Origin of the sequence: Clostridium sp. (genome assembly GCF_036639235.1) — a bacterium.
Classification (GTDB): domain Bacteria; phylum Bacillota; class Clostridia; order Clostridiales; family Caloramatoraceae; genus Clostridium_AB.
On the sequence record NZ_JAVWJB010000018.1, the window covers coordinates 1 to 19691 of the forward strand.

The 19691-nt window shown below is 30.5% G+C and carries 16 protein-coding genes and 1 other annotated feature; of the genes, 7 read left to right on the plus strand and 9 right to left on the minus strand.

Annotated features, from left to right (window positions below):
- Positions 1-17: 17 nt before the first annotated feature.
- The 8 genes from RR539_RS06155 to RR539_RS06190 all read right to left on the minus strand — a co-directional run bounded on the left by RR539_RS06155 (position 18) and on the right by RR539_RS06190 (position 7515).
- Positions 18-149, minus strand: coding sequence for a hypothetical protein (locus RR539_RS06155; RefSeq protein WP_332474300.1), 132 nt, complete (start codon positions 147-149; stop codon positions 18-20).
- 48 nt (positions 150-197) lie between these two features.
- A complete protein-coding gene (locus RR539_RS06160; RefSeq protein WP_332474299.1) occupies positions 198-1478 on the minus strand; it encodes a homoserine dehydrogenase in 1281 nt (426 codons plus the stop codon).
- A gap of 13 nt (positions 1479-1491) precedes the next feature.
- Positions 1492-2808, minus strand: a complete 1317-nt coding sequence (locus tag RR539_RS06165) for an aspartate kinase (RefSeq protein ID WP_332474298.1) — start codon at positions 2806-2808, stop codon at positions 1492-1494.
- Between the two features lie 207 nt (positions 2809-3015).
- Positions 3016-3681 (minus strand): DUF4397 domain-containing protein, encoded by a 666-nt coding sequence (locus RR539_RS06170; RefSeq protein ID WP_332474297.1) that lies wholly within the window; start codon positions 3679-3681, stop codon positions 3016-3018.
- 61 nt (positions 3682-3742) lie between these two features.
- Entirely contained in the window at positions 3743-4606 is an 864-nt protein-coding gene (locus tag RR539_RS06175) for a hypothetical protein (protein WP_332474296.1), read from the minus strand.
- 90 nt (positions 4607-4696) lie between these two features.
- Complete coding sequence (locus tag RR539_RS06180) at positions 4697-5104, minus strand: Fur family transcriptional regulator (RefSeq protein ID WP_332474295.1); 408 nt, start codon at positions 5102-5104, stop codon at positions 4697-4699.
- A gap of 64 nt (positions 5105-5168) precedes the next feature.
- Positions 5169-6599 carry a hypothetical protein gene (locus RR539_RS06185; protein WP_332474294.1) on the minus strand — a complete coding sequence of 477 codons (1431 nt, stop codon included), beginning with the start codon at positions 6597-6599 and terminating at the stop codon, positions 5169-5171.
- Positions 6600-6702: 103 nt separating this feature from the next.
- Positions 6703-7515, minus strand: coding sequence for a GTP pyrophosphokinase (locus tag RR539_RS06190; RefSeq protein ID WP_332474293.1), 813 nt, complete (start codon positions 7513-7515; stop codon positions 6703-6705).
- A gap of 238 nt (positions 7516-7753) precedes the next feature.
- Here RR539_RS06190 and RR539_RS06195 point away from each other — a divergent pair, with 238 nt between their 5' ends.
- The 4 genes from RR539_RS06195 to RR539_RS06210 are packed head-to-tail and all read left to right on the plus strand — an operon-like array spanning position 7754 to position 13140.
- Entirely contained in the window at positions 7754-8983 is a 1230-nt protein-coding gene (locus RR539_RS06195) for a hypothetical protein (protein ID WP_332474292.1), read from the plus strand.
- A gap of 2 nt (positions 8984-8985) precedes the next feature.
- Positions 8986-10923: an McrB family protein gene (locus RR539_RS06200; protein WP_332474291.1), complete on the plus strand. Its 1938-nt coding sequence runs from the start codon at positions 8986-8988 to the stop codon at positions 10921-10923.
- Positions 10907-12661 (plus strand): hypothetical protein, encoded by a 1755-nt coding sequence (locus RR539_RS06205; RefSeq protein ID WP_332474290.1) that lies wholly within the window; start codon positions 10907-10909, stop codon positions 12659-12661. The genes RR539_RS06200 and RR539_RS06205 overlap by 17 nt, the downstream gene beginning before the upstream one ends.
- A gap of 17 nt (positions 12662-12678) precedes the next feature.
- Complete coding sequence (locus RR539_RS06210; protein ID WP_332474289.1) at positions 12679-13140, plus strand: DUF4829 domain-containing protein; 462 nt, start codon at positions 12679-12681, stop codon at positions 13138-13140.
- Positions 13141-13167: 27 nt separating this feature from the next.
- Here the strand turns inward: RR539_RS06210 and argS are convergent, their stop codons facing one another.
- The gene (gene argS, locus RR539_RS06215) at positions 13168-14859 is read right to left on the minus strand and encodes an arginine--tRNA ligase (RefSeq protein WP_332474288.1); all 1692 of its coding nucleotides are present in this window, start codon (positions 14857-14859) and stop codon (positions 13168-13170) included.
- Between the two features lie 48 nt (positions 14860-14907).
- Positions 14908-15111 (minus strand) — a binding site (T-box leader).
- A gap of 284 nt (positions 15112-15395) precedes the next feature.
- Here argS and RR539_RS06220 point away from each other — a divergent pair.
- From RR539_RS06220 to RR539_RS06230, 3 genes are all read left to right on the plus strand, one after another.
- A complete protein-coding gene (locus tag RR539_RS06220) occupies positions 15396-18050 on the plus strand; it encodes an N-acetylmuramoyl-L-alanine amidase family protein (RefSeq protein WP_332500248.1) in 2655 nt (884 codons plus the stop codon).
- A 160-nt stretch (positions 18051-18210) separates the two neighbouring features.
- Positions 18211-18663 carry a MarR family winged helix-turn-helix transcriptional regulator gene (locus RR539_RS06225; protein WP_332473969.1) on the plus strand — a complete coding sequence of 151 codons (453 nt, stop codon included), beginning with the start codon at positions 18211-18213 and terminating at the stop codon, positions 18661-18663.
- Between the two features lie 18 nt (positions 18664-18681).
- Positions 18682-19668 carry a beta-ketoacyl-ACP synthase III gene (locus RR539_RS06230; protein ID WP_442878398.1) on the plus strand — a complete coding sequence of 329 codons (987 nt, stop codon included), beginning with the start codon at positions 18682-18684 and terminating at the stop codon, positions 19666-19668.
- Positions 19669-19691 lie beyond the last annotated feature (23 nt).

Genomic DNA, 19691 nt, shown 5'->3' on the forward strand with positions numbered 1-19691 from the left:
ACATAGGGCCATCCTTTTTATCCGCGTCTTTTAAATTTTTGTTCATTACCTGAATCCATATAACCTGTTTTAGAGCTACGACTATCATTACTTGATTTCTTTCTAGCAACAGCTCTTTTTTCTTCTAAGGGATTGTTTTCGTGTGTCATATTATCGCCTCCTTAGAAATAGGTTTCCAATATAGCTAAGAATTTATTCTAGCACTCAATTCTAATTATATTTTCGATTCCCTTAACTTCATCTAGCTTAACAATAGTATCGAAAGCTGACTGAAGATTTGATTCTGAAGTTTTGTGAGTCATAAACACAAGTGAAACACTTGAGTTTTTAGTACCCTTTTGAATTACTGTTGAAAGAGATACATTTTTATCTCCAAGTATTGAAGTAATGTTACCAAGAACTCCTGGCTTATCTTCAACTGTTAATCTAACATAGTATTCTGTTTCAAGGTCTCCAATTGGAAGAATTGTTGATGAAGTCATATTATTAATAATCTTTTCCTCATATGAAGGAGAACCAAGTGTATTTATAACAGAGATAACATCTCCAACTACAGCACTTGCAGTAGGTAAGTCTCCTGCACCACGACCATAGAACATTAAGTTTTCAACTGCATTACCCTTTAGAAATACTGCATTATATGAATCAGATACTGAAGCTAGTGGGTGAGAACTTGGAATGAAAGTTGGGTGAACACGTAGTTCAAGTCCAGTTTCTTTTTTCTTAGCAATAGCAAGAAGCTTAACTGTGTAGCCCATTTCCTTAGCATATTCAATATCTAGTGGAGTTATATCGCAAATTCCCTCACGGTGAACCTTTTCAACATCAATTTTTGATTTAAATGCAAGTGATGAAAGTATACATAGCTTATATGCAGCATCAAAACCTTCAACATCAGCAGCAGGAGCTGCTTCAGCATAACCTAAATCCTGTGCCATTTTAAGCATTGTGTCAAAGTCCTTCTTATCTTCGCTCATCTTTGAAAGAATATAGTTAGTTGTTCCGTTAACAATTCCTATAATTTCTTCAATTTGATTTGAAGCTAGAGGATCTTTAAGAGTACTTATTATTGGGATTCCACCAGCAACACTTGCCTCATAGAACACCTTAACCTTATTTTCAACTGCAGCCTTATATATTTCATCTCCACAAGTAGCAAGAAGCTGCTTGTTAGCAGTTACTATATGCTTTTTAGCTTTAATAGCTCTTAATATATAATCCTTTGCAGGTTCAATACCGCCCATAACCTCAATTACTATATCAACATCTGAGTTTAAAACTTCCTCAAAGTCTGTTGTAAATAATTTTGAGTCAGCCTCTGCATTTCTTACTTTTTCAAGTGATCTAACTAATATTTTTGATATTTCAAGGCTTTTGCCACATCTTTGCTGTATAGATTCGTTGTTATTTTCTATAACCTTATATACTCCGCTACCAACAGTACCAAAGCCTAGTAGACCAAGTTTTACTTTACCCATAATAAAATCCCCCTTAATTTACGAATTCATTATAAATTGCTCTTATAGCATTATCGAAATCATCATTTTCAACACCAACCATAATATTGATTTCACTTGAACCTTGGTTGATCATTCTTATATTAATACCTGCATTATATAGTGCACTGAAAAGCCTTGATGACATACCCTGAGTATAAATCATACCTTGTCCAACTGTAGCTATTAGAGCCATATTTGGATATACTTCAACTGAATCAGGTGCACATTGAATCTTAATTTGTTCTATAATATTGTATAGTTTTCCTTCAAGAAAACTACTTTCAATAACTAGTGATATATTGTCTATTCCAGATGGCATACATTCAAATGAAACATCAAAGTCTGATAATATTGATAATATTTTCTGTGCATAGCCAACATGTGAATTCATATAGCTTTGTTCAATAGCTATAACGGTAAAGTCTTTTTTACCAGCAATACCTGTGATTTCACCTGGCTTTGATTTAACATCAACATCACCAACAATCATAGTACCTGGATGTGTTGGTTCATTTGTGTTTCTAATATTCAGTGGAATAGAAGCTTCACAAACAGGTCTAATCGCATCTTCATGTATAACAGTTGCACCCATATATGCAAGTTCACGTAGTTCTCTATAAGTTACCTTTTCGATATTTTTTGGATCCTTTACAATACATGGATTAGTCATTAATAGACCGGATACATCTGTAAAGTTTTCGTATACTGACGCTGAAACTGCCTTTGCAACAAGTGCACCAGTTACATCTGAACCACCTCTTGATAAGGTAACAATTCTACCACTAGCAGTTGCTCCATAAAATCCAGGAATAACTGCATTTTCAACTGTTGAAAGTTTTTTCTCTAGTAGTTGTATAGTAGTTTCGTAATTAAGCTTTCCTTGCTTGTCAAATCTAATTACTTCAGCAGCATCTATAAATTCATAACCTAAAAGCTTAGAAAGTATAATACCACTTATATATTCTCCACGACTAGCCGCATAATCTTTTGATTTTGTTGATACAATAGTTTCTTTAATTTCTTTAAGAGTTTCATTCATATCAAGATCTAAAGATAATTCTTCAATAATTCCTTTACATCTTTCTTCAATAATATTAAATACTTCATCTAATGATACTGAATTCTCAACATGTGAGTGGCATAGATATAGTAAATCTGTAATCTTAGTGTCCTCTGAATTTCTTTTACCAAAAGCAGAAGGAATAACGAATTTTCTAGTATCGTCCATTTTAACTATATTTAAAACCTTTTCAAATTGCTGAGCATTTGCAAGTGATGAACCCCCAAATTTAACTACTTTAACTGTCATTATTTATCCCCCTTAATGTTCGCAATACAAAAACAAATGTCTTTTAAGTAAAGACTATAACTTATATTAACATATGTATCTTTGTTAAGCAAGTATTTTCAAACCTTTACAATGATTTTATATATCAATAAACTTATTTATATTTGGTATATTATATCATAATAATTTATAAAAAATCTCTGTAGAATAAATTCTACAGAGCATAATTTAAAATTTTATATAAGAATTACCATCAAGTGGTATTAAAACCTCAAGTGGTGACTTTTTACTAGGTTCACCTATTGCATAAATAGTATATGCCTTACCAGCTTTTAAATTAGCATTAGGTACTGACAATAGCTGTACCCCTGTATCATCTGATAAGATCTTAAAATGATATACACTTGGGGTTAATTCTATATATGAGGTATACTCTCCAAAGTCAACATCACTAAATAGAGGAATGCCACTATTTAGATTAACATTAAGGTCACCAGATTCTGGTGATAGATTAGCGAATCTAACAAGAGATTTATTTTCAATAACCCTACGTGTATTATCTGGTATAACGAAAAGTTTCAAATCCTTTAAGTCATCACCAGCAATTAGGGTTAGAATAGAGTAGGGAGATACTTTAACATTAGTTGTTAAAACAGGAGTTGTCATTTTACCTGATGGGAAAACTTTTATATTATAGTTTCCAGGAACAACCTTCATGTAAGAAGTAAAGTTTTTATAGGAAAGATTCTTAGCAAGTAGTCCTCCATTAGCAACAATATCTACGGCAGGTGCATTAAAGGAAGCATGAAGTATTCTTATATAGGCAGAAGGTTTCTTCATATCATTATCTGAATTTCTTAAAAAGTCTAACTCCTCTGTAAATAACATATCCATATAGTCACCTTTCAAATTAATATAACAATTTAATATATGTTTAAAATTAACTATATGTTACTTATAAAGTCTTAATACTTTTTATTTTAAAGCTTTCTCTTGAAGTTAAATTAGAAGAAACTAGCTTAATTTCATATATGGCAATAGAAGATTTGTTATTGTAAGGGTTTATTCGTATTCTATATGTATATTCATAGGGGATACGTTTTTTATACTTAACATCTAATAGAAAAGCATCAAGTATTGTACCCTTAGAAATATTAGATAGGATTTTATAATTATTAGATGAAGTTTCAATATTATCATTAGAAATTGTGGTAGAAATATTATTAAGAACATTAAGTCCTATGTTTAGTCCACTTGGTGATTTTTCATTTTGACTATTAAAGGTGTAGTAGGATACACCTTCTTTAGAATCAATGTTACCTAAATATATATAAGGGGTATTATTAAGAGTAACATAACCAAAGATATTGTCATTTGTAGTTAATAGATTATTGAATTCATTGTTTTTATGTGAATATGTATATATTGCAGTAATAGTTCCCTTAGAATTTTCTCCTTGAATTATTATTTCTTGAGAAGCATCCTTATTTAAGTCTTTACACTCAACAAATAGGGGAGTGTGAAGATCCTTATTACCAAAGCTTTCAAATAAAGGGTCCGGCTTTAAAGTATAGCCGTCCCCTTTGTTTGTTTTAATATTTACGGTATAGTTTTTATCACTATCAAGGGATATGTATATTGTGTCAAGTATTTTATCACCGTCTACATCACCATATACAATTTGTGTTTCATTAACGTTTTTCATAGTTTCCTTACTTTTAAATGATATAAGTAGGATAAGTCCAAGAATTAAAGCAAGTATGACTCCAATAATAGTGAAGAGTTGTTTTCTTTTTAAAATAACAACCTTAAGCTTCATATTATCACCTCCTATTAATGTATATGAAGGTAATAACTAAAATATTAAATAAAAAAAGCTACAATATATTTATTATATTGTAGCTAATTATTACTTACATTCTGGACAAACCCCATAAAAGTATATTTTATGTCTTGTAATGTCATAGTTAGTGTTCTTTCTTGCAATATCATCAACACAAGAGAAGTCACCTTCTTCTATATCATCAACACATTTACATTTAGTACATACAATATGAGGATGTGTGTTAGTACAAGCATCAAATCTAAAATTATCTTCACCTACATTTAGTTCTTGAACTAAGTTAAGCTCTATAAGAGTCTTAAGCGTCTTGTAAACAGTTGCAAGACTCATTGTTGGGTATGTTAACTTAAGATTTTCGTATATAACTTCTGCTGATGGGTGAGATTTTGTTGATTTTAGATAATTGTATATTGCATATCTTTGGGGTGTAAGCTTTAAGTTGTTCTCTTTAAACACATGAGTTAGCGTATCCATATTATCATCCATCCTAATTTATAATTATTATCTACTAATAGTTTATATAATTTAAAAAAGAATGTCAATTATTATTTTTAATTTCAGGGTATCTAAATACAATAAAGGTTATAAAAATAAGGGTTACCATTGAAATAGGAATGGTATAATCCTTAATAAACCTTTTTAAGGTTCTAATTTCACGTGAGTTAGTAGACAGAGCGTCTAGATTAAAGCACTCGTCACCTATAATCGATAGTATAAGCTTACAGGAGTTATATGAATTAGAAAAGTCTAATTTATAGCTATAATTGTTAGTTCCTGTAATAAACGCAAAGTTTCTCTTTATATAACCGTCTACAGAGGTAGATACAACCTTAAAGTTATTTTTGTTCATAAAATAGTTAATTGTGTTTGAGAAGTTCTTAAAGCTTTCATTGATTGAAACATTAAATTTTGTTGAGTTTCCAAAGTTATCAAGAACCGCATAATCGCCATCTATATTAAGGTTTTGTAGTTCGGTAAGGCCTGTTTTATTACTATTTTTACCTGATAAAAAAGCAAATATTATAGTTCTATCAGGAGTAATATTTTCTTGTTGTTTGATAACTCTAAAGCATTCAAGAAGCATTGAACTTGTTACAATTGATTGTTCAAATTCACCATAGGACTTATCGTTATATTTAGATGGAAACTCTGAGTCATAAAAGCAGGTTATAATTAGAGGTTTTGATAAAGGATTTGACCCCTCAATTTTCCCATATATATTGGAAATACTTTGTTCTTTTATTTTAACACCTGATTTCACTCGAAGTTTATATCCTTTTGATACAAAGTCTTTTATTTCATTATATGAATCTTCATTAACTGCAAACTTTGCAATACCATTATTAGTTGTTATGTAATTTTGGTCGTAGAAAATTCGATTAGATGAAATTTTATCTTTAGATTCTTTGTAGATTAGTGCATTTACACCAAGTGCTCGAAGTTTACTATCAATTTCATTGTTAGAATATGTATTTAAAGATTTATAGTTATCTAGTAATAATATGTTAGGGATGTAGTCCTGAAATTCAATAGAGTTTGAAGAAACAGCATTTCCATAAGCATATTTTTGAGAATATAGTCCACTTACATCTACTGAAAAATCTTCTCCAAGTTTATATTCACGAATTACATTATCATACTTAGATACTAATTCTATATATGATTTTGCATTTTCAAATGGAAGGTTTACAGTATAAGTATGTAAAAAGGGATCACTACCCTCAGTAAGTATAGGTGAAATAGAGTATTCTTTAAGTTTAGTTGATATATAACTACTTACTTTATTATTATACTTTTCTGCTGAGGTAGATTCTGTATATGCAGCTTTCATGTAATCATAGTGATTAGTGATTTCTCTATACGAAAATATATCTGATTTAAAGTTGTAACCAAGATTACAAAACAAAAGTAGTAAAGATATTAAAGCTGCAATACTAGTAAAAACTATTCGTTTTAATTTAGGGCTCAAAGCATTACCCCCTTAAGTTATTATACTTATAGTTTATAAATAAAATAGTTATTTAATACATTAAAAGTCATATTGTACAGTAGTACAATATGACTTAATATTTTTATAAATCATATACATCTAATCTAGCTTTTTGTACTTTTATATTAGATTCGTCAAGAAGCGCTTTAAGCTCTACAATATTACCAAATTCTATAAGTTTGTTAAATTTATCTTGAAGTAGTGATGATTCTTGAATTTTACCTAAAGAATATAAATTAGTTATATTATCAAGCACATCAGATATAATGTTTGATTTTATCTCAAACATGGTCTGTGCATCCATAATTTCCTCTTTAATTTGTGACATTTCCTGGTCAAGTAAAAATGCAAGTTCTGCTGATTTTTTAAGTCTTTCTTTAATATGAGATGGAATACTTTGCTTATATTTGTAATTTAATGAGTGCTCTATAGTAGCCCAAAAATTCATAGCAAGTGTTCTAATTTGTATTTCAGCTAAAACATCAACTTCTCCAGTTGTAGTTTGTACTGGGTATTTTATAATTACATGATAACTTCTATAGCCACTATCTTTATAGTTATTAATATAGTCTTTTTCGTAAACTATAGTTAGGTCTTTCCCATTTCGTTGTCTTAAATGCTCAATAACAATATAAATATCCTCAACAAACTGGCACATAATACGAATACCAGCTATATCCTCTATTTGTTCTGCAATTTTATTAAAAGGTACATTAAGCTTCTTAGCTTTTTCTAAAATGCTAGAAATCTCCTTTACTCTTCCAGTAACAAACTCAATAGGCGAGTAGGTATTCTTGCTTCTAGATTGCTTTCTAATACTTTTAAATTTGATCTTAAGTTCTTCTACTGCCTGTTCATAAGGAATTAAAAATTCTTTCCAGTCCTTAACTAACATCTTCCCACATCTCCTTTCGTAAAGCGTTAGGGGATAGACAAAAAGCTATAATCTCCTATAAAAATATATCACTAAATCTTAAAAAAGACAATAATTAATATCCATTAATTAACTTATAGGCAAATATAGTATTTTAAATCCTACTAATTAAATGTTAAGATATATTAGAATAAAAAAATAAAAAGGAAAACTGCTTTTGGTATAGAATATATAAGATTTGTATACTAGGGGGGAAGGTATGAACAGTATAGATCTTTTTTTTGAATTAATGGACTATGAATTTATTATTAATGCGATTAAGATGAAGAATATTAAAGTAAATGGTTTTATGAACATAACAAAGGCACCCAAAAGCCTACTTAGAAACGTTATTAAAACAAGGTTTTATAGTGAAGATAGGTTTTTAGAATTGTTACATGATACATTTGATGATAAAAGTGAAAAGTATAAGGGAAGAAAATTAGAAGATTTTTTAAGTGAATTTTATTTGTCACCAAGAAAACTTAAGTTAAGTACTTTTGAGATGTACGGTATATTTTTATGTCTTTATCAAAAGGAAGCTGATAATTATATTGAGAAGATTAGTAATAATATAGAATGTTCAAGACATATTTTTTCAGGTCTTATTGAAGAAGATAGGGACATAAATGAGGATAACTGTATATTAATTATTGAAAAATACATACATCTCCAAGATGAAGTAGATTTTATGGAGAAGAATGTAACTTCAATTGAGAAAGTACTAGAGAGAATAGATGCTATTCATGAGTATGAAAAGGTTAAGGAGTTAATAAAGAATAAGACCCTTCCGGATATGTGTCGTGAAATAGGAGATATTTCTAAACACTTTGATGAAAATCTTATTTGGCTTGCGTATATTAGCATAAATGTTGATTACATTAAAAGTAATACTAAGCAACATGAGTTTTTTAATAAATTACTGTTTAACATTATAGTATGGATTAATAAAGAACTATTAAGCTTTAAAAAGGGGAAAATAGATGGTCTTCTTGAAGCATGTACAACTAAGGATCGTGAAATACAAAACTCGTGTAAAGAGAATGAAGACCTAGTTAAACTTATAAGATCACTTGAGGATGAAATAGCCTGTTATAGGGAAAAGGTAGTAGTACTTGAGGATAAGGTTATGCATAACATAAGTAATAGTTTAAAAGAGTGGGAGCCGGACACAATTGTAATTACAAATTTTGCTGCTGATAGAATACTAGACTCTATAGGAAGTTATAAAATTATTTCACCACTTGAGTTAGAAGAGAATAAGTGTGATTTAAAAGGTTTTAAGGGAACAGTATTTATTGATAGGGGCTCAATAAGTAGTACTAGAAGACTTTTAACACTAGAAGATTATTTAGAAAAAAATAAAATTAAAAAAATAACTGTATTTGCTAAGAGTATAGAGGAGCTTGCTAAAAATATCATAATTAGTAAGTTTACCATGGAGGGTTAATTATGAATAGAGGCTTCAAAGAAGAAGATATTAAGTCTTTAGAACAATGTTATATATTAGGATATTTAGCGGTTGATGAGGAGAGTTTTCCAAGTATAGGCGAGGAACAAAAATATATAACTAATCTTAGAAAGAATCCACAATATATATTATTTTATATTAAATCAGCATCAAGTATACCAGGAAGACTATATGATGTTCCAGGTCCATTTGAAAATGATATATTTATAGGTTTTGAAAAGGGTATAGAAAATATAGGAATGCCACTTGATTACTGGGATCTTGATATTAAGGAAAAAAAGGATTGTATATACGAAAAGCTTAAGAATAAGTTAGTACTATTTACTCCATATCTTAAAAAGGAAGAAAAACCGGGTAAGGGTGAAATATATTATAGAAATCTTGTAATTCATGATGTTGAAGATGGAGAAGAATTTTTAGGTGAGAGATTTATTTCAATTCCATCACCACTTGTTAAGAATTCAGAGGATTTTGAAAGAGCAATTGTAAGGCAAGATCCTATAATTTTTGATAGTTATAATTATGAATTATGTGACCCAGAGTTTATAATATGTAAGGAATTTATATACTATAACCTTAACTGGGGAAGAAATTCAGAGGGTAGAAGAATACTTCAAGGAATTGGAGATATTAAGAAAGTTCCCTTACCAAAGAGTCTTCGTGAAAATATAGTTTATAAGGTAAATGATAATTTAATTTTCCTTACAGAACGATATATAGAGACCACCCTTAAAGAATACTTTAAGGGTGGAGAATATGTTATTAGTAATGTAGATTCTAAGGTTGATAAGAAGGTATTAAAAAGTGAAAGTGAATTTTTAAAGAGCTTTAAGTATCAGCTTACAAAAACAGGATTATTTTATAAAGAAGAGGATATATATAATTTTCATATATCCCTTAAAACAAATCCACTAACTATAATAAGTGGAATGTCAGGAACAGGTAAAACGAGCCTTGCTATATCATATGCAAAGTCATTAGGTCTTACAGAGAAAAACTACTTAATAGTTCCAATAAGTCCATCATATACTGAACCTGCGGATATAATAGGATATCTTAATACTTCAAAGTGTGAATATATCCCATCTGAAACAGGGGTTGTTGATATTCTTAAAACAGCGGAAGAAAACCCAGATGAAATGTTTATGATAGTATTCGATGAAATGAACTTATCACAGGTTGAGTTTTGGTTTAGCCCATTTTTATCAATACTAGAAATGGAAAAAGAAAATAGAAACCTTATTTTATATAATAGAAATTCGAAGTGTAATAATAATGAGCTTTATCCACCAGCAATTAATATAGGAGATAATGTATTGTTTATTGGCACTGTTAATATTGATGAAACTACCAAGGAGTTTTCTGATAGATTACTAGATAGAGCAAACCTAATAAGCTCTGATAAGCTTTCATTTATGGATATGAAAAAGATTTTAGAATCATATAGAGGAAAGAGTATTGAAAATCCAGAGGAAAAGTATTATTTAAACTTTAAGTACTGGAGACGTGAATGTAGCTCACCACTTGATATATTTAAAGAAAATGAGCTTAGACTATTAGACGAAATGCATAAGGCTATAAATTCTATTGATAGACAAAAGGGTGTATCATACAGAACGTTATACAACATGGCATCATATATATTTAATGTTCCTGAAAGTGAAAAAGGAGAGATGCTTTTATCTAGAGAAAAATCATTTGATCTTCAGATAAAGCAAAGAATCCTAACTAAGGTTAAGGGGCACCAAGAGCAATATGGGCGATTAATAGGTACTGTTGAAAAGGGTGAAGTTAGATACGGTGAGCTTCATGATATTCTTAGAGAAGATGATTTTAAGTCAATTTCAGACTTTGACCTTTCTATTGATGAACTTAAGAGAAAGGCTGAGGAGATGTATTACAATGGCTATACTCTATAATTCTAATATTAAGATAAGGTTTATTATCCAGAATTTTTCTAAGGAAGATGTTCAGGAAGTAACTAAGTTTTATGATGATGCCTTATCAGTTAGTGAAGTAGAAGTAGTTATAAAAGAATGTTCTAAGGTATTTATTGAGTTCGATGGGGTTAATAAAGATTCCACCCTAATTGTTGAAAATGTTTTTCAAGAGGGAGGAGAGCCATTTTTATTAACTCCAGGTAACACTAAAATGCTATTTGAGCTTGAAAACAAGTATTCTATGTTAATACCAGGGAGCTATGTTATAAAGGTTACTGTTGATGGGGTCAGTTACTATTCAATGTTTGAAATAGTACCAAGACATATTAATGATATACAGCTTAAAAATTTAAGGGAGTTTGTTAATTCTCAAATGAGTCAGTTATCATATAATATGGAGTCAAAGCTTCAATCTACAAACATTAATAGTGAAATAGATCATACGTCTATTATTAAAAAATTAAATGCACATTATAGGGTGCTTATTCATAATTACAATAGTATTCTAGAAGATCCTTATATTACAATTGAGAAGAAATACACTAAAAATAGTAGACATGAAAAGCTAGATAGAAAGGCTATATATTTAAATTCTAAGGGTAAAAAATATCAAGAATTTGGATATAGAAAAATTAAAAGTTACAATAATAAGCATAATATTATTGCAAAAAGCCTTGCGATGAAGTTCCTAAATTATTTAATAGATATTGAAGAAAAACTTAGCTATGCATATAAGCAAAATAAAATTGAAGAAAGTGCAGCTAAAAAGGATTCAGACTATAAAAAAGAGTATATAGAAAAGGCAAGGTATTTGATTCTTAATTCAAAAGAGGTTGAAAAAAGATTAAGGTCATATGATCAAAGTAAAAATTCCCTTGATTCGATTAAAAAGCGTAAGGAGGGAATTAAAGAAAATATAGGGATACTTAAAGCTTTAAAGGTTACTTTATCTAACTTTGTTAAATCAAGTTATATGAGGGGGGTAGACCTTAAGTATAATAATAACTATAAAGTAGTTAAACTTGAAGATCATAGATATAGAGCTATTATTAAAATATATAATAATATATTCCTAAATAAAGAAAATATATCAGTGGCATTTAAACCATCAGAACTTATATATGAATATTTTGTATATTTACTTGTTGTTAAGGTTTTTAAGGATAGTGGATGCAAAATGATGGATTGCGACTTTAAGGATATTATGAACTTAAGCTTTGTTGAACAAATTCCAAGAGGATGTAGTGCAAAATTTTCTATGGGTGAATATAATGTTAGAGTATATTATGAGAAGGAAATTATGTCTATGGAAAGTGAAGCTATTCAGATTAGCGATGGATTCTATACCCACGCACCTAATAGGCTTCCTGACATAAGAGTTGATTATTTAATAAATAATATAGTGGAAAAATCTTATATTATTGAATCTAAGTATAGAAGATATGCATATCTTTGGAGTGAATTATATAACACTCATACAATGGTGCAAATAAAAAATTATAAGGATACTATAAAATATAGTAGAGGGGAAAATATTAAGCCGATTAATCCCATATCTAAGGTAATAGTAGCATATCCAGGACAAGAAGAGGTTGAACATGTAATAACAAAGGAATGGGGAGATTTTACGTTTTTACAATTAAAACCTGAAGAAGATGGAGAGATTTTTGGATATGATGTACTTAAGCAAATTTTAGTAGAAGATGTTTTAAAGTAGGATTTTGGGGGTTTAGTATGAATTTTAACAGGATAATATTCTTTATTATTATCATAACTTTGTTAATAACAGGCTGTAGTGGGAAAGAGGTTGTTAATAATACTGAGATGATAGATGGAGCAAAAAATGTAATTGAAAAGTACTATGAATCTATGGAAAATTCGGATATTAATACGATTAAGTCTTTGTTTTACAGAAAGATTGAATTAGATGCGAAAATGTATAATTTTGATTACATAGATAAAATAGAAATACTTTCTATTGAAAAGTTAGATAAGAGCTTAGATACTTCTAAAATATATATTGATTATGTAACTGAAGAGTATAAGGTAAATAAAAAAGATATAGAGTTATATCAGGTTGATTTTAAAATATATACAAAAGAGGGGTACCAAAGAGAAGCATGCGAGGAAGGTTCGCAGAAGTTTTCTATTATAAAAAATAAAGAAAGTTATCTTATTGGAGAATTATTTAGATAAAAAAGGGGCATATACATGCCCCTTTTTTTACATTCTTTCTACCGTTTCTATTCCAAGTAGGGATAGTCCGTTTTGAATTACTGTTGTAGTTGCTGTAACAAGATCAAGTCTAGCCATTTTTAGGCATTCATCTTCAAGATTCATAATACCACAGTGGTTGTAGAATTTGTTAAATGCTTTAGCTACATCAACAATATATCTTGTAATAATTGATGGTTCATACTTATCTATTGAAAGAAGAAGTGTCTCATTAAATCTTGAAATAAGTTTAATTAATTCAAATTCTTCCTCAGTATTAAGTTTTGAGTAATCAGAAGTAGCAGTAAATCCATCTGCCTTTCTAAGAATACTCTTTCCTCTTGCATATGTATATTGAACATATGGAGCAGTTTCGCCATCAAAGTTAAGAATATCTTTCCAATCAAATGAAAGATCTCTTTCACGATTATTCTTAAGGTAAGTAAATACAACAGAACCTATACCAATCTTCTTAGCAATAGTTTCCTTGTCTTCAAGGTTTGGATTTTTTTCGTTAATAAGTTCAAGTGCTCTTGAAATTGATTCTGTAAGAAGCTCTTCAAGAAGAACAACATCACCTTTTCTAGTAGCAAGTTTCTTATTACCAATTCTAACAGTACCAAATCCAACATGTACACAATCATCTGACCACTCTTTATCCATTTTCTTTAAAGTAGAGAAGATTTGGTTAAAGTGTAGTGATTGAGGTGTTCCAACAACATAAATGTTCTTGTAAAAGTCGTAGGTTTTCTTTCTATACATAGCTGCAGCTAAATCTCTTGTAGCATAGATAGTAGCACCATCAGATTTCATTATCATACATGGAGGAATGTTAAATTCATCAAGTTCAACAACAAGTGCACCCTTACTTTCAGTAAGAATCCCCTTATCCTTAATTTCTGAAACAACAGCATCCATTTTATCGCTATAGAAGCTTTCACCAGCTAAAGAGTCAAATTTAATGTTAAGCAGATCATATACTCTGTTAAATTCAATTAAGCTAACATCCTTAATTTTTTGCCAAAGCATAACTTCTTTTTCAAATCCATCTTCAAGATTTTTAAAGTGCTGTCTAGCAAGGTCTTCAAGAGTAGCGTCCTTTTCAGCTTCTTCATGGAATTTGATGTAAATTCTTAGAAGTTCCTTTATAGGTTCTTTCATTAAAGCTTCCTCATCAACCCATCTTTCATAGGCAACAATCAGCTTACCAAATTGAGTTCCCCAATCACCAAGGTGATTAATAGCAATAGTATTAAAACCTGCAAATGAAAGGATTTTGTATAGTGAGTTACCAATTGCAGTTGAACATAGGTGACCTACGTGGAAAGGTTTTGCGATATTAGGCGATGAAAACTCAACAATAACATTTTTGTCTTCTCCAACCTTACATGAACCATAGTTTTCTTTTTCAGAAAGAACTTTGGTAATAACCTCCTCAGAAAAATTACCCTTAGCTACGAAAAAGTTAAGGTAACCACCTAGTGCTTCGATTCTCTCCATAGAATCTATTGATAGAGTTGATTTTAATTCCTCAGCAATAATATTAGGAGCCTTTCGCATTGACTTAGCTAGCTTAAAGCAAGGGAATGCAAAATCACCCATTTCACTTTTTGGTGGGATTTCAATAAATGATTCAATTTCTACTGGGTCAAGTTCGGTAATTTCACTAATTTTTGTTGCAATAATATTTTTGTAGTCCATAGTATCCTCCTTAAATATATTTTCTCATTAAAAAAACTCCGTCTCAAAATAAGAGACGAAGTTATCCGCGGTACCACTCTAGTTAGCATAATGCTCACTTTAGCCTTTATAACCTAAGGCAAAGGTCAAACCCTACTTAATTCAGGCCGATTCTCAAAGGTTCTATTCCCAATACCTATTCTACAAGGCTTACACCATCCCTTGCTCGCTTTAGAAATTAATAAAGGTACTTATCCTCATCATAGAAGATATAATATCTAGTTGATTTAATTTTATCAAAATATATAAATGTGTCAAGTGAAAAGGATAATATATTAATTGTATAAAATTGATATATTATGGAATAATATAGCGATATATTGAAAAAAATTATACTATAGTTTTAATTTAATCCAAAATAATACTAATTTCTTATTAAAAAATGATAAAAATATGGTATTATAGATATGTATGGTAAACCTATAAAGATGAAGGAGGTGTTGATAATAAAAATAATATCTAAAAAAATCGTATCTATTATAATATTGTTAGCATTTATGTTAAATTTCGCCGGTGCAATTCCTTCAATTAGTAAGGTTTATGCAAACTCAAGGCCTGTAATGACAGGGGTAGAATTAGTAGATAAAGATCCTAAGGTAGGAACATATCCAACTTTGAGAATGAGTTCTAAGGGATGTTCTTCAGTACAGTATAGTGTGTATTTGTATTCTCCAACAAAGAAGGTATGGGAAAATGTATCAAATGGATATACAACAGCATTAAAGGGTAATACATCATTTACAATGAAGCTGAAAAAGCCACTTCATGAAGGTGAGAATAGCTTTAGTGTATGGGTGAAAAAGTCATATGCAGCTCCAGTTGATAAGGGTGGATATGACGATTTTAAAAGCTTTAGGGTAACAGCTAATTCCTCAGGATCAGGTTCAGGATCAGGTTCATCAGGGTCTAATCCATCACTTCCTACAGTTAGCTATGCAAATATTGCATCATCAGAAATGGTTGTAGGAAAACATGCTGACCTTAGAGTTAAGTCTAATTGGGATGGTAAGGTACAATACAGCGTATATCTATATTCACCAACTAAAAAGGTATGGGAGAATGCAACAAATGGATATACAGCACCTGTAGATGGAAAGTCTACAACAAGTATAAAGCTAAATATTCCACTTCATAAAGGGGAAAATAGCTTTAGTATATGGGTAAAAAGGGAAGGAAAACCACCAGCAGATAAGGGTGGATATGATAACTTCTTAAGTTATAGAATAAATGTTGGAGAAGGAGGTTCCGGTGGAGGAGCTGAAACAGGTTTACCAAAGATTAAGTCAGCAACAATTGACTTAGCACAGCAAAAAATTGGAGTTAAGCCAACTATTAAAATAACATCAACAGGAAGTGAAAAGGTTGAATATAGTGTATATCTATATTCACCAACTAAAAAGGTATGGGAAGATGTGGGTAGTGGATATTCATCACCACAAAACCCAGGTAATACTTTTAACTTTAATTCAAAGATTCCATTACATGAAGGCGATAATAGTTTTAGTATATGGGTAAAGAGAGCAGGAAAACCACCGGCAGATAAGGGTGGTTATGATAATTTCTTAAGTTATAGAATAAATGTAACAGAAAGTGTAGATACAACTCTACCAGATATTAAAACTGCATCAATTGACTTGAAGGATCAAGTTGTTGGAAATTGTCCGACACTAAATATAACATCAACAGGAAGTGCACAAGTACAGTATAGTGTATATCTATATTCACCAACTAAAAAAGTATGGGAAGATGTAGGGAATGGATACTCAGCACCACAAAACCCAGGTGATGTATATAAGTTTAAGTCAAATATTCCGCTACATAAAGGCGAAAATAGTTTTAGTGTATGGGTAAAACGTGCAGGACAGCCACCAGCAGATAAGGGTGGATATGATAACTTCTTAAGCTATAGAATAAATGTAACTAACACAAATAATGGGTTACCTGAAATATCAAGTGTGAGGCTTGATACAAAGGAAGTTGGAAGCATGCCAACAGTATACCTAAAGTCAAATTCAAATGTAGACGTTGAATATTCGATTTATCTATACTCCCAAAGTAAAAAGGTTTGGGAAGATGTTGCAAGTGGATATAGTAGTGCATCAAACCCTAGTATAGAAAAAGCAATCAAAATAAATAAACCTCTTCAATATGGTACAAATACATTTAGTATATGGGTAAAGCGTGCAGGACAGCCACCAGCGGATAAGGGTGGATATGATACTTTTGTCCATGAAAAGGTTAATGTAGAATGTAATACTTCTAAAATTTCAAAAATAAATACTTTAACACATAATGCTGAATACGAAGCAGTTGGAACTAGTCCTGAAATTACAGTTTCAGGTATAGCTGGAGATGGAAGTAATGTTAGTTATAAGGCTTTTCTATATTCAAATAGTAAAAAGCAATGGATAGATGCCTCAGATTATATTGGTCCAAATCAAGGAGGTACAAATGTAACTTTTAGACTTAATTCACAGCTAGAAGAGGGTGTTAATAGAATTTTAGTTTGGTCAAAAAGAGCATGGATTGATGGAGATATTTTTGAAGATTATAAAGAGATTGAAATCTCAGCAGTAAGACCAGCTCCATTAAAAAAGAGAATTGTAATAGATCCAGGTCATGGAGGGAAGGATCCAGGTGCAGTTTCTCCTGGAGGAACACGTGAAAAGGATATAGCATTACAGGTTTCATTAAAGCTTGGAAGTGTATTAACTTCTAAGGGATATGAGGTTCTATACACAAGAATAAATGACAATGTTAACTGGGATAGTAGTGATCAAAGTGCATCACTAAGATATAGAGCAAACTATGCAAATAGCAACTCAGCTGACTTATTTGTTTCTCTTCACTGTAATAGTTCTACTCCACCAGGAAGTGGAACAGAAACATATTATAGTAGTAAAAATCCAAACAAGGATATTAACTTAGCTAAGGATATACAAAGAGAACTTATTAAAACAACTAGCTTAAGAGATAGAGGGGCTAAAGCAGGTAACTTCTATGTTGTAAATAACACGAATATGCCAGCTTCACTGGTAGAGCTTGCCTTTATTAACAATGTAACTGAAGAAGCAAAACTTAAGGATCCAACATATCAGCAAAATGCTGCAGATGGCATTGCAAATGGTATTGTAAGCTTTTTAAGTAAATAGAGGAGAAACCACCTATGTATATAAATATATATAGGTGGTTTTCTTTGTTATTTCATAATTGTTGACAAAGAAATAAATTTTATATATACTTTGGTTATCAAAACATTTGAGAGTCAAAGTATTTGATAACCAAAGTATTAAAAAGTTTTATGGTGGTGCTATGAAGGACAAAAGAAGGATTATAAATGAATTGCTAGTAGAAATTTTCAATGATATTTTGATAATTGAGCAAAAATCAATTTCATATGGTGAGTTTAATGACCTATCGGTTACTGAGGTTCATACTATTGAAGCTATAGGAGTTGATAAGCTTAAGTCAATGTCGGAAATTGCAGCAGAACTTGAAATTACAGTTGGAACATTAACTATAGCGATTAATAATTTAGTTAAAAAAGGTTATGTAGAAAGACAAAAATCAGAAAATGATAGAAGAGTAGTTAGAATATCACTAACAAAAAGAGGTAAGCTTGTATACAGGTTACATGAAAAGTTTCATAGTGACATGGTATCTGCAAGTATTAAAGGGCTTTCAGAGGAAGAAAGTGATCTTTTAGTTAAATCCCTAGACAAGCTAAATAACTTCTTTAGAGAAAAGTATCATTTAACAAAATAGTTTCTATGGAGGGATATTATGGGGATAAGAATAATGGGTACAGGAGCTTATGCACCGGATAATATTATTTCTAATAATGATTTATCAAAGGTAATGGACACAAACGATGAATGGATTAAACAGCGAACTGGTATAAGTGAGAGAAGAATAGCTACTAATATGGAGTGTTCAACACTAGCATCTATAGCAGCTAAAAAAGCAATAGAAAGTGCATCTATTTCACCAAGTGATATAGATGTAATTATAGTTGCAACGTGTACACCAGATTATTTTTGTCCGTCTGTAGCCTGCGTTGTTCAAGGCAACATAGGTGCAGAGAATGCAGTAGCATTTGATTTATCAGCTGCCTGTACAGGATTTGTGTTTGCTATGAAAACAGCAGAGAGCTTACTTAAAACAGGAGATTATAATAATGCACTAGTAATAGGTGCAGAGGTTATGAGTAAGTTAATTAATTTTGAAAACCGTAATACTGCAGTATTATTTGGAGACGGTGCAGGTGCAGCGATTATAGCTAAAACAGAAGAAGATGGAATTATAGATATTTATTTTAAAACAGATGGAAAAGGATCAAATTTAATTACTATGAAGGGTCTAAGTTCAATAAACAAACTAGACTTTGAAGGAAATAATTTTGAATATGGTGAAGAACTAGTTCGAGACATAAATATGGAAGGAAGAGAGGTTTTCAAGTTTGCAACAACGGTTATGGAAAAAATGATCTTAAACATACTTGAAAAACATAACTTAGCCTTAGATGAAATTAAATATATAGTACCTCATCAAGCAAATAGTAGAATTATTGATTATACTGCTAGAAAGCTTAAGGTAGAAAGTGATAAATTCTATACTAATATAGAATCATATGCAAATACATCAGCTGCAAGTATTCCGCTAGCACTTGATGAAATGAATAGTAGGGGTCTTTTAGACAAGGGGGATAAGATTATACTTCTTGGATTTGGTGGAGGACTTTCCTTTGGTTCTGCCCTTATAAAATGGTAAATGTTATTTAGTACCCAGTAGGA